The sequence below is a fragment of the Enterobacter sp. T1-1 genome, assembly GCF_000710795.1.
GTDB lineage: Bacteria > Pseudomonadota > Gammaproteobacteria > Enterobacterales > Enterobacteriaceae > Enterobacter > Enterobacter cloacae.
The window spans coordinates 1-12,554 of the sequence record NZ_JALW01000085.1; the positions used below are offsets into that span (position 1 = coordinate 1).

The 12,554-nt window shown below is 56.2% G+C and carries 9 protein-coding genes; 6 read left to right on the plus strand and 3 right to left on the minus strand.

What is annotated here, in order from left to right; translation table 11 throughout:
- On the minus strand, positions 1–416 hold a 416-nt coding region (gene narL / locus AK59_RS0121985), incomplete at its 3' end, for a two-component system response regulator NarL (protein ID WP_029883838.1).
- Positions 409–2,205 (minus strand): nitrate/nitrite two-component system sensor histidine kinase NarX, encoded by a 1,797-nt coding sequence (narX, locus tag AK59_RS0121990; protein WP_020690912.1) that lies wholly within the window; start codon positions 2,203–2,205, stop codon positions 409–411. The genes narL and narX, both read right to left, overlap by 8 nt.
- Before the next feature lie 309 nt (positions 2,206–2,514).
- Here narX and AK59_RS0121995 point away from each other — a divergent pair, with 309 nt between their 5' ends.
- From AK59_RS0121995 to narI, 5 genes are all read left to right on the plus strand, one after another.
- A complete protein-coding gene (locus tag AK59_RS0121995) occupies positions 2,515–3,912 on the plus strand; it encodes a NarK family nitrate/nitrite MFS transporter (RefSeq protein ID WP_029883840.1) in 1,398 nt (465 codons plus the stop codon).
- A gap of 381 nt (positions 3,913–4,293) precedes the next feature.
- Positions 4,294–8,037 (plus strand): nitrate reductase subunit alpha, encoded by a 3,744-nt coding sequence (locus AK59_RS0122000; RefSeq protein WP_029883841.1) that lies wholly within the window; start codon positions 4,294–4,296, stop codon positions 8,035–8,037.
- Positions 8,034–9,569, plus strand: coding sequence for a nitrate reductase subunit beta (narH, locus tag AK59_RS0122005; RefSeq protein WP_013096257.1), 1,536 nt, complete (start codon positions 8,034–8,036; stop codon positions 9,567–9,569). The genes AK59_RS0122000 and narH overlap by 4 nt, the downstream gene beginning before the upstream one ends.
- Positions 9,566–10,276 carry a nitrate reductase molybdenum cofactor assembly chaperone gene (narJ, locus tag AK59_RS0122010; RefSeq protein ID WP_029883842.1) on the plus strand — a complete coding sequence of 237 codons (711 nt, stop codon included), beginning with the start codon at positions 9,566–9,568 and terminating at the stop codon, positions 10,274–10,276. The genes narH and narJ overlap by 4 nt, the downstream gene beginning before the upstream one ends.
- Positions 10,276–10,953: a respiratory nitrate reductase subunit gamma gene (narI, locus tag AK59_RS0122015; RefSeq protein WP_013096259.1), complete on the plus strand. Its 678-nt coding sequence runs from the start codon at positions 10,276–10,278 to the stop codon at positions 10,951–10,953. Before narJ ends, narI begins: the two co-directional genes overlap by 1 nt.
- Here narI and AK59_RS0122020 read toward each other — a convergent pair.
- Positions 10,950–11,846, minus strand: a complete 897-nt coding sequence (locus AK59_RS0122020; protein WP_029883843.1) for a DMT family transporter — start codon at positions 11,844–11,846, stop codon at positions 10,950–10,952. The two genes, narI and AK59_RS0122020, sit on opposite strands and share 4 nt — an antisense overlap.
- A gap of 107 nt (positions 11,847–11,953) precedes the next feature.
- Between AK59_RS0122020 and AK59_RS0122025 the strand changes: the two genes are divergently transcribed.
- Positions 11,954–12,397 (plus strand): Lrp/AsnC family transcriptional regulator, encoded by a 444-nt coding sequence (locus AK59_RS0122025; protein ID WP_029883844.1) that lies wholly within the window; start codon positions 11,954–11,956, stop codon positions 12,395–12,397.
- Positions 12,398–12,554: the final 157 nt, after the last annotated feature.

A 12,554-nucleotide genomic window follows, 5' to 3' on the forward strand; every position in this document is an offset into this window, starting at 1 on the left:
CCCAGCACCGGGGTTAACGCCTCGCTCAGTACCATTTCGCCTGCCGCAGCCTGTTGCAGGGCCTTGAGCAGATCTTCCGGCTCCATATCTTTCAGCAGGTAGCCGTCTGCACCGCGTTTTAACGCCGTGACCACATCTTCTTCATGGTTTGAGACGCTGAAGACCACCACGCGTCCCGACAGCGATTTTTCACGCAGCTTATCGAGCGTCTCCAGACCGTTCATGCCTGGCATGTTGAGATCGAGCAGGATCAAATCAGGATCAAGCGATTCGGCAAGTTCAATACCCTGTTCACCGTTGCTGGCTTCGCCAACGACGGTGATATCAGGTGCCATGCTGACCAGCTGTTTTACGCCAGTACGCAGCATCGGATGGTCGTCAATCAACAGGATGGATGCCGGTTCCTGATTAGTCATGGGTTTCTCCCTGGATAGTTGTGAGGGGTTTTTCGGGGATAAAGGTGACAACCACTTCTGTGCCACCTGTTTCTCGCCGACGAACCTGGCAATCACCGCGCAGGCTTTGGGCGCGGTCTCGCATGATAATTAAACCGTAATGGTTTGTCCGTTCGGCATTTTCCGGCACGCCGCGGCCGTTGTCATGAACCGTGAGCTTCACCTGATTATCGTGCTGGCTAACGGTAACGGTGACCGCCGTCGCGTCAGCGTGTTTTAGCACGTTGCTCAGCGCTTCGCGGGCGATCTGCAGTAAATGAATGGCCTGATGCGAAGGCACAAAACGAGGCGGTAACTGGTAATCGAGCTTCACCGGGAATCCCAGTCGGGCGCTAAATTCCTGGCAGCTTGCTTCCAGCGCCGGGCGCAGGCCGGGCTCGGTGAGCTGCAGGCGGAAGGTGGTCAGCAGTTCGCGAAGCTGTACCCAGGAGGTGTTCAGCTCGTTGCGGATCTGGCTCAGCAGCGCTTTGTTGCTTTCCGGCATTTCTGCGGCCTGCATTTGCAGACAGCTGACCTGCATTTTCATACAGGAGAGCGATTGGGCGATAGAGTCGTGGAGTTCGCGGGCGATGGTGGCGCGCTCTTCCATCACGATCAGCTGCTGCTGCTTCTCCTGATGGCGGTCGAGTGCCAGCGTGGCCGTCAGCTGTTCAACCAGCGTATCCACCAGTTGCTGCTGGTCGTGGCTCAGATGACGCCCGGCGGGCAGGGTCGCCAGCAGAATACCGTATTGGGTGTGGCTGTCTGTCAGCCGCCATTTTAGCGTCGTGCCGCTGGTGGTCAGCGGCGGTAAGCCGCGTGGGCACAGGTGGCAGCCTTTGTCATCGCAGGTCATGTCTGACTGACAGGTAAACTCCTGGTGATTTTCTTCATCTTCCATGTCGTACACCCGAAGCTCCAGGTCGTGCAGCAGGGTCAGATTCTGCAGGCCATTCAGGACCGGGGAGAGACGTTCGCACAGCGGCACCTGCATATGCAGGCGGCGATTAGCCTGCCACAGGAACGAGAGGATCTCGTTTTTCTGCTCCAGCCCCGCGGTTTTCTCCTGTACGCGTTTTTCCAGTACCGCATAACTCTCGGCGAGTTCATCTGACATGGTGTTCAGCGCCTGGCCCAGCATCGCCATTTCGTTACGTCCGCTGATGTGGGTGCGCTGGGTAAAATCCCGGGCAGTCACCGCGCGGGCCATCGCCAGCAGTTGCTTCCAGGGATTCAGCAGCCGGGCGCGCAGCCAGACAATGGTGAAAATCAGCAGCAGCCCCATAAACAGCGCCATCGCCCGGTGGATCATCACCACCCGGTCGATGCGTAATTCGGTGGTTTGATCGAAAGAGGAGACCAGGGTATCAATGCGGGAAACGAACCCGGCGACATCACGGGCAACGGTATCAGGATTTTTCGCCTGCTTTAACCCCGGCTCCAGCTGAGTGTGCCAGTAGCCCTGAAGGGCTTTAAGCTGGGATTCCTGACCGGCACGAATCGCGGCACTTTCCAGTTCGGTGCTGAAAGCGGTATGTTCCATATCGTCCAGCAGCTTCTGATCGTCCTGGGTTAACGGCACCGATGCAAGTAGACGATAACTCTGCATGCGTAGTGAGCCTGCCTCGTTGATGGCATGGGCATTACCCTGTACACCCTGTACCAGCCAGCCGGAAATCGCCATGCCGGTCACGCCGATGGCGGTGGACAGCAAAACGATCAGGGCGACCTGATTGACGAGTGTTAGCGGAGATAAACATCTTTTTAACATAGAGTTGCCGGGCTCCTGACGTGGCCTGCTTGCAGGAATGGCGTTATTCTGGTGCATACCCTGGAGTATACCCATACCAATAAAGGATTACCTCTAAATTGCCAATGGGGTAAGGCTCAGGGGGAGGAATGGACAGCGAGACGTCAGTCCTGTGAAAAACCACGTCTTTTTTACCGTTTTACTCTACTCACTAAGGATGATGGCTTTTTTTTCGCCGCAAATCCTCCCACTTTTCCTTTGATTTATATCAACTTACCGCCGCCCTAAAACCCTAATGTTTGCAGCATCATTCGAGAATCAGAGGTGTCTATGAGTCACACATCCGCTCCCGAAAGGGAAAATGGTGCCGTTATAACTGACTGGCGTCCGGAAGATCCGGCGTTCTGGCAGCAGCGCGGCCACCGTGTCGCAAGCCGAAATCTGTGGATTTCCGTTCCATGTTTATTGTTAGCGTTTTGCGTCTGGATGTTGTTCAGCGCGGTAGCGGTGAACCTGCCTAAGGTCGGATTTACCTTTACCACCGATCAGCTGTTTATGCTGACCGCGCTGCCGTCGCTGTCGGGAGCCTTGCTGCGCGTGCCTTACGCGTTCATGGTGCCGGTTTTTGGCGGCCGTCGCTGGACGGCGTTCAGTACCGGTATCATGATCGTGCCTTGCGTGTGGCTCGGTTTTGCTGTGCAGGACACCTCCACGCCATTTAGCGTGTTCGTGATCATCTCTCTGCTGTGCGGCTTTGCGGGCGCAAACTTCGCGTCCAGCATGGCAAACATCAGCTTCTTCTTCCCGAAAGCGAAGCAGGGCGGTGCGCTGGGGATTAACGGCGGCCTGGGTAACATGGGCGTCAGCGTAATGCAGCTGATTGCACCGCTGGCGATCTCCGTCTCTATCTTCGCGGCGTTTGGCGGCGGTGGTGTGACGCAGGCAGATGGCTCTTCCCTGTATCTGCAAAACGCGGCCTGGATCTGGGTACCGTTCCTGGTGGTCTTTACCCTTGCGGCCTGGCTCTTTATGAATGACCTGTCTGCATCGAAGGCATCCCTGAGCGAGCAGTTGCCGGTGCTGAAGCGCGGCCACCTGTGGGTGATGGCGCTGCTCTATCTGGCGACCTTCGGCTCGTTCATTGGTTTCTCTGCGGGCTTTGCCATGCTGTCGAAAACCCAGTTCCCGGAGGTGCAAATTCTGCAGTTCGCCTTCTTCGGACCGTTTATTGGCGCGCTGGCGCGTTCGCTGGGCGGCATGGTCTCTGACCGTCTGGGCGGGACCCGCGTGACGCTGATTAACTTCGTTGTGATGGCGGTCTTCTGTGCGCTGCTGTTCCTGACCCTGCCAGCCGACGGACAGGGCGGTAACTTCATCGCCTTCTTCGGCGTGTTTATGGTGCTGTTCCTGACGGCCGGGCTGGGAAGTGCTTCTACCTTCCAGATGATCTCCGTTATCTTCCGTAAGCTGACCATGGACCGCGTGAAAGCGCAGGGCGGTAGCGAAGAGCAGGCCATGCGCGAAGCGGCAACGGATACGGCGGCAGCGCTGGGCTTTATCTCCGCGATTGGCGCTATCGGTGGCTTCTTTATTCCAAAAGCGTTCGGGATCTCTCTGGACCTGACCGGCTCCCCGGCAGGAGCAATGAAAGTATTCCTTGTTTTCTATATCGCCTGTGTCGCCATCACGTGGCTGGTATATGGCCGTAATTCCAAGAAAAATAAGTAAGTTTGATTATCCGTTTACGCGACCTTCGGGTCGCGTTTTTTTGTTTCCTCAGTAGTTACAACATACTCCTGGCTTTTCTAACGTCCCGCCCGCAGGTAACTCTGTGATCGCCATCGCTTTTCAGCCGAGCCTACCCCTTAATACCCGAGATGTTAAAATCAGGCGGGCTTATTGTACGATAAATAAAAAATTCCTTTAAAAATCATTATAATATAAAAATAAAAATTCTACCGCTTTGGTGGTATTCGTTATAACACCTCACTTCATAGTCCCCCTCCGTCTTGATCGTTATCAATTCTCCCTCTCTTACAGGACGTTACCTTCGCTGCAAATCAGCAATGTCGATTTAGAGAGCCACAGGCTCCACACAGGAGATACCCGATGAGCAAATTTTTGGACCGGTTTCGCTACTTCAAACAGAAGGGTGAAACTTTTGCCGATGGGCACGGCCAAGTTCTGGATACCAACCGGGACTGGGAAGACGGTTACCGCCAGCGCTGGCAGCATGACAAAGTCGTCCGTTCAACCCACGGTGTAAACTGCACTGGCTCGTGTAGCTGGAAGATTTTCGTTAAAAACGGTCTGGTGACCTGGGAAATGCAGCAGACCGACTATCCGCGCACCCGCCCGGATATGCCGAACCATGAACCACGTGGCTGCCCGCGTGGTGCCAGCTACTCCTGGTATCTCTACAGTGCGAACCGTCTTAAATATCCTCTGATGCGCAAGCGCCTGATGAAAATGTGGCGTGAAGCCAAGGTGCAGCACAGCGATCCGGTAGAGGCGTGGGCATCCATCATCGAAGACGCCGACAAAGCGAAAAGCTTCAAGCAGGCGCGTGGCCGCGGTGGTTTTGTTCGCTCCTCCTGGAAAGAGGTGAATGAGCTGATTGCCGCCTCTAACGTCTATACCGTCAAAACTTACGGTCCTGATCGCGTGGCAGGCTTCTCGCCGATCCCGGCGATGTCGATGGTCTCTTACGCTTCCGGCGCGCGCTATCTTTCCCTGATTGGGGGAACCTGTCTGAGCTTCTACGACTGGTACTGCGACCTGCCGCCAGCGTCTCCACAGACCTGGGGTGAACAGACCGACGTGCCAGAGTCCGCCGACTGGTATAACTCCAGCTACATTATCGCCTGGGGCTCAAACGTACCGCAGACCCGTACCCCGGATGCCCACTTCTTTACTGAAGTGCGTTACAAAGGCACCAAAACTGTTGCGGTGACCCCGGACTACGCCGAAATTGCCAAGCTGTGTGACCTGTGGCTGGCGCCTAAACAGGGTACTGACTCCGCGATGGCGCTGGCGATGGGCCACGTCATGCTGCGTGAATTCCACCTCGATAAACCAAGCCAGTACTTCACCGATTACGTGCGTCGTTATACCGACATGCCAATGCTGGTGATGCTGGAAGAGCGTGACGGCTACTACGCGGCAGGCCGTACGCTGCGTGCGGCGGATCTGGTGGACGCGCTTGGCCAGGAAAACAACCCTGAGTGGAAAACCGTCGCGTATAACAGCAACGGTGAGCTGGTGGTGCCAAACGGTTCAATCGGCTTCCGCTGGGGTGAGAAGGGCAAATGGAACCTTGAACAACGTAACGGTACAACCGGCGAAGAGACCGAGCTGCGCCTGAGCATGCTGGGCAGCCAGGATGAGATCGCAGAAGTGGGCTTCCCGTACTTTGGCGGCGAAGGTTCTGAGCACTTCAACAAGGTCGAGCTACAGAACGTCCTGATGCATAAACTGCCGGTGAAACGCCTGCAGCTGGCCGACGGCTCTAGCGCCCTGGTGACCACCGTGTATGACCTGACGCTGGCCAACTACGGCCTGGAGCGCGGTCTGAATGATGAAAACTGCGCGACCAGCTATGACGATGTGAAGGCGTACACCCCAGCCTGGGCGGAGCAGATCACCGGCGTACCGCGTGCGCAGATCACCCGTATCGCCCGTGAATTCGCAGAAAACGCCGACAAAACCCATGGTCGTTCAATGATTATCGTCGGTGCCGGTCTGAACCACTGGTATCACCTCGATATGAACTACCGTGGCCTGATCAACATGCTGATCTTCTGCGGCTGTGTCGGTCAGAGCGGTGGCGGCTGGGCGCACTACGTGGGCCAAGAAAAACTGCGTCCGCAGACCGGCTGGCAGCCGCTGGCGTTTGCCCTTGACTGGCAGCGTCCGGCGCGTCATATGAACAGCACTTCCTACTTCTATAACCACTCCAGCCAGTGGCGCTATGAGACGGTTACCGCGCAGGAGCTGCTGTCGCCAATGGCAGATAAATCCCGCTACAGCGGTCATCTGATCGACTTTAACGTCCGCGCTGAACGCATGGGCTGGCTGCCGTCTGCACCTCAGCTGGGCACTAACCCGCTGCGTATTGCAGAAGAGGCGAAGCAGGCAGGGATGTCGCCGGTGGATTACACCGTTAAGTCTCTGAAAGACGGTTCAATTCGTTTTGCGGCCGAGCAGCCGGAAAACGGTAAAAACCATCCGCGTAACCTGTTCATCTGGCGTTCCAACCTGCTGGGCTCGTCCGGTAAAGGCCACGAGTACATGCTGAAATACCTGCTCGGTACCGAAAACGGTATCCAGGGTAAAGATCTCGGCAAGCAGGGCGGCGTGAAGCCGGAAGAGGTGGAGTGGAAAGACAACGGTCTCGACGGCAAGCTGGATCTGGTGGTGACTCTCGACTTCCGTCTCTCCAGCACCTGCCTGTACTCCGATATCGTGCTGCCTACCGCTACCTGGTACGAAAAAGACGACATGAATACCTCGGATATGCATCCGTTTATTCATCCGCTGTCTGCGGCCGTTGACCCGGCGTGGGAATCAAAAAGCGACTGGGATATCTACAAAGACATCGCGAAGAAGTTCTCTGAAGTCTGCGTAGGGCACCTGGGCAAAGAGACCGACGTGGTGACGCTGCCTATCCAGCACGACTCCGCCGCTGAACTGGCGCAGCCGCTGGACGTGAAGGACTGGAAAAAAGGCGAGTGCGACCTGATCCCGGGCGTAACGGCACCGCACATTATTCCGGTGGAACGTGACTACCCGGCGACCTACGAGCGCTTTACCTCTATCGGCCCGCTGATGGAGAAAATCGGCAACGGCGGGAAAGGGATTGCCTGGAACACCCAGAGCGAAATGGATCTGCTGCGCAAGCTCAATTACACCAAAGCGGACGGCCCGGCCAAAGGCCAGCCAATGCTGAATACGGCGATTGATGCGGCAGAAATGATCCTGACCCTGGCACCGGAAACCAACGGCCAGGTTGCCGTGAAGGCCTGGAAAGCGCTGAGCGAATTTACCGGCCGCGACCATACGCATCTGGCGCTCAACAAAGAAGACGAAAAAATCCGCTTCCGCGATATTCAGGCGCAGCCGCGCAAAATTATCTCCAGCCCGACCTGGTCTGGCCTGGAAGATGAACATGTCTCTTATAACGCCGGGTATACCAACGTTCACGAGCTGATCCCATGGCGTACTCTGTCCGGTCGTCAGTCGCTGTATCAGGATCACCAGTGGATGCGTGACTTCGGTGAAAGCCTGCTGGTTTACCGTCCACCAATCGACACCCGCTCCGTGAAAACGGTGATGGGCACGAAATCGAACGGCAACCCGGAGAAGGCGCTGAACTTCCTGACGCCGCATCAGAAGTGGGGGATCCACTCTACTTATAGCGACAACCTGCTGATGCTGACCTTGTCCCGCGGTGGTCCGATTGTCTGGATGAGTGAAGCGGACGCCAAAGATCTGGGTATTGAAGATAACGACTGGATCGAAGTGTTCAACAGCAACGGCGCCCTGACGGCACGTGCGGTGGTGAGCCAGCGCGTACCGGCCGGGATGACCATGATGTACCACGCGCAGGAACGTATCGTGAACCTGCCGGGTTCAGAGATCACCGAGCAGCGCGGCGGTATTCACAACTCCGTGACCCGTATTACGCCGAAGCCGACCCACATGATCGGTGGCTATGCACAGCTGGCCTACGGCTTTAACTACTACGGTACGGTAGGTTCTAACCGCGATGAGTTCGTGGTGGTACGTAAGATGAAAAATATTAACTGGTTAGATGGCGAAGGTAATGACCAGGTACAGGAGAGCGTAAAATGAAAATTCGTTCACAAGTCGGCATGGTGCTGAATCTGGATAAATGCATCGGCTGTCATACCTGCTCAGTCACCTGTAAGAACGTCTGGACCAGCCGTGAAGGGATGGAATACGCCTGGTTCAACAACGTGGAAAGTAAGCCGGGTACCGGCTTCCCGACCGACTGGGAAAACCAGGAGAAGTGGAAGGGCGGCTGGATCCGTAAAATCAACGGTAAACTGCAGCCGCGCATGGGTAACCGTGCGATGCTGCTGGGTAAAATCTTCGCCAACCCGCATCTGCCGGGTATCGAAGATTATTACGAACCGTTTGACTACGACTACCAGAACCTGCATAACGCGCCGGAAAGTAAGCACCAGCCGATCGCCCGTCCTCGCTCGCTGATCACCGGCCAGCGCATGGACAAAATTACCAGCGGTCCAAACTGGGAAGAAATTCTGGGCGGCGAGTTCGAAAAGCGCGCCAAAGACCAGAACTTCGAGAACATGCAGAAGGCGATGTACGGCCAGTTTGAAAACACCTTCATGATGTACCTGCCGCGTCTGTGTGAGCACTGCCTCAACCCGGCGTGCGTGGCGACCTGCCCGAGCGGTGCCATCTACAAGCGTGAAGAAGATGGCATCGTGCTGATCGACCAGGACAAGTGCCGCGGCTGGCGTATGTGCATCACCGGCTGCCCGTACAAAAAAATCTACTTCAACTGGAAGAGCGGTAAGTCTGAGAAGTGCATCTTCTGCTACCCACGTATCGAAGCCGGTATGCCGACTGTCTGCTCTGAGAGCTGCGTAGGCCGTATTCGTTACCTCGGCGTGCTGCTGTATGACGCAGACGCGATTGAAAATGCCGCGAGCACCGAGAACGAGAAAGATCTGTACCAGCGTCAGCTGGACGTGTTCCTTGACCCGAACGATCCGAAAGTGATTGAGCAGGCGCTGAAAGACGGCATTCCGCAGAGCGTAATCGACGCGGCGCAGCAGTCTCCGGTATACAAAATGGCGATGGACTGGAAGCTGGCCCTGCCGCTGCACCCGGAATACCGCACGCTGCCGATGGTCTGGTACGTGCCGCCTCTGTCGCCGATTCAGTCAGCCGCGGATGCAGGCGAGCTGGGCAGCAACGGCATTCTGCCGGACGTGGAGAGCCTGCGTATCCCGGTTCAGTACCTGGCAAACCTGCTGACCGCAGGCGATACCCAGCCGGTACTGCTGGCGCTGAAACGTATGCTGGCGATGCGCCACTTCAAACGTGCGGAAACCGTGGACGGCGTGACCGACACCCGTGCGCTGGAAGAGGTCGGCCTGACCGAAGCGCAGGCGCAGGAGATGTACCGCTACCTGGCCATTGCCAACTACGAAGATCGTTTCGTGGTACCAAGCAGCCACCGTGAACTGGCCCGCGAAGCCTTCCCGGAGAAAAACGGTTGTGGCTTTAGCTTTGGCGACGGTTGCCACGGGTCTGACAGCAAATTCAACCTGTTCAACAGCCGCCGCATCGACGCCATGGATGTGACCAGCAAAACGGAGCCGCACCCATGATTGAACTCGTGATTGTTTCGCGTCTGCTGGAGTACCCGGATGCCGCGCTGGCGCAGCATCAGCAGGAACTCTTTGATGCGCTCGCGTCCTCTGAAAACCTGGATAAAGAAGATGCCCAGACACTGGGCATTTTCCTCCGCGACCTGTTAGCGCGCGATCTTCTCGATGCGCAGGCGGATTACAGTCAGCTGTTTGATCGCGGTCGCGCAACCTCGCTGCTGCTGTTTGAACACGTTCACGGTGAATCCCGCGATCGGGGGCAGGCGATGGTGGACCTGATGGCCCAGTACGAGCAGCACGGCCTGCAGCTCGACAGCCGCGAGCTGCCGGATCATCTGCCGCTGTACCTGGAGTATCTGGCGCAGTTGCCAAAAGTAGAAGCGCTGGGTGGTCTGCAGGACATCGCGCCGATTCTGGCGTTGCTCAGCGCCCGTCTTCAGCAGCGCGAGAGCCGCTATGCGGTGCTGTTTGGGGTGCTGGTGAAGCTGGCGAATGCCTCGGTCGACAGTGAAAAAGTGGCGGAGAAAATTGCGGACGAAGCCCGCGATGACACGCCACAGGCGCTGGATGCAGTCTGGGAAGAAGAGCAGGTGAAATTCTTTGCTGACCAGAGCTGCGGCGAATCTGAAATTTCGGCTCACCAGCGTCGTTTTGCCGGCGCGGTTGCCCCGCAATATTTGAATATCTCTAACGGAGGACGGCACTAATGCACTTCCTGAATATGTTCTTCTTTGACATTTACCCGTATATCGCGGGCACCGTGTTCCTGGTGGGAAGCTGGCTGCGTTATGACTATGGCCAGTACACCTGGCGTGCTGCCTCCAGCCAGATGCTGGATCGTAAAGGGATGCACGTTGCGTCTAACCTGTTCCACATCGGTATTCTGGGGATTTTTGCCGGTCACTTCCTGGGAATGCTGACGCCACACTGGATGTATGAAGCGTGGCTGCCCATCGAAGTGAAGCAGAAGATGGCGATGATCGCGGGTGGCGCTTGCGGCGTGATGACCCTGGTGGGTGGCCTGCTGCTGCTGAAACGCCGTCTGTTCAGTCCGCGCGTGCGGGCTACCACTACCACGGCGGATATCCTGATCCTCTCTCTGCTGATGGTACAGTGCGCACTGGGTCTGCTGACCATTCCATTCTCGGCGCAGCATATGGATGGTAGCGAGATGATGAAGCTGGTGGGATGGGCGCAGTCCGTAGTGACCTTCCACGGAGGCGCATCTGAACATCTGGATGGGGTGGCGTTTATCTTCCGCCTGCACCTGGTGTTGGGTATGACCCTGTTTGTGCTGTTCCCGTTCTCTCGTCTGGTGCACATCTGGAGCGCGCCGGTGGAGTACCTGACGCGCAAATACCAGATTGTGCGTGCCCGTCGCTAATTTGTCGTTTTGATACTAACCCCGCATTCGCGGGGTTTTTTTTCGCCCCAGCCCAGGTTATTGCCTGCCGCAGCAAACAGGATCAGCGCGCCGCCCGCCAGTTGGGTAATATCCAGCGAATGCCCGAAGACCACGTTATCGACAACGATGGCTACTACCGGATAGATAAAGGACAGTGAACCGGCAATGGGCGTCGGAAGTTTTTGGATGGCGCTATACAGCAGCTGATACATGATACCGGTATGGACAATGCCCAGCGTCAGTAAAATTGGCCACGGAAAATCAGCGGACAAGGCGGGCATACGGGCAAACGGCAGTAGCATTACTACGCCTGTCAGCACCTGAATAAAGGCTATATGCTGTGGCGCGATGGATTTCAGTTTGCGGGTAATAATCGCCGTCAACGCATAGAAGAACGCCGCACCCAGTGCCAGACCCATCCCGGCGAGCCAGGCTGAGCCATGGGAACCGGACAGTTCGCCTGAGAGCAAAATTATCACCCCGCCGAAGGCAAGAAACAGCCAGCCCCATTTGACCAGACTGACGCGTTCGCCTAATAACATACCCATCATCACCAGCATAAAGGGCTGAGTGTTATAGACCACAGTGGAAAGGCCAATCGAAATACGTTCATAGGCAGCAAACAGCAGCAGCCAGTTCACCACTAATGCTACCCCGCCGAGAATAGCCAGCAGCAGAGAGGTACGGGTGAGGGGACTAAAGGGTTTTTGGCTCATCCGAATGAAAATGAACAGTGCGATTGCGCCGATCAGACAGCGCCAGAAAACCACTTCTGACACTGGCAGTCCGGAGAGTAAAACAAACGCGCCAATCGAGCCGGAAATTAACATCGCCAGGCTCATTTGCCAGACGCCTTTATGTAAGTCACGCATCATTCACCCCCTGGTTGATGACGCTATTGTCGAAAATTGCTGTCGGGTTTTACAGGGTTGAGATAAGGTTAAATACGCGAATGGCTTTTTAAAATTAGGTGAAAATGATGGAATACCTTCTCGATGATATCGATCGGCAAATTTTGGCTTGTCTGGTCGAGGATGCGCGTATGTCGCTGAAGGTGCTCAGCGGTCGTGTTGGTCTGACTTCGCCCAGCACGGCAGAACGCCTGAAAAGGCTGGAAGAGCGTGGAGTGATTCAGGGTTACGGTGCCCGGGTGAATCTGGCGGCGTTAGGGTATACGCTGCAGGCGCTGGTGCGGGTTCGCCCGTTGCCTGGACTGTTACATAAAGTGGACAAATACATCCAGGCGATGCCGGAGTGCATTGAAAGCGACAAAGTGACCGGTGAAGACTGTTTTGTCATCCGGCTGGTGGTGCGGTCAATTGAGCAACTGGATGTGTTGCTTGACGGGCTGGCGGAGCATGCCCAGTGTAATACGTCGATTGTGAAGAGCTCACCGGTGAAGCGACGCTTGCCGCCGATGTAAACGTCTGTCGCCGGGTGGCGGCTACGCCTTACCCGGCCTACGAAAGTGTGCTCGGTTAGGTTTTGTTATGATTTTGAATTGATGGTGGTGGGGGAAGGATTACTCGGCGCGTTGCGCCCTGCGGCATGGAAGTAATGGTGGTGGGGGAAGGATTCGA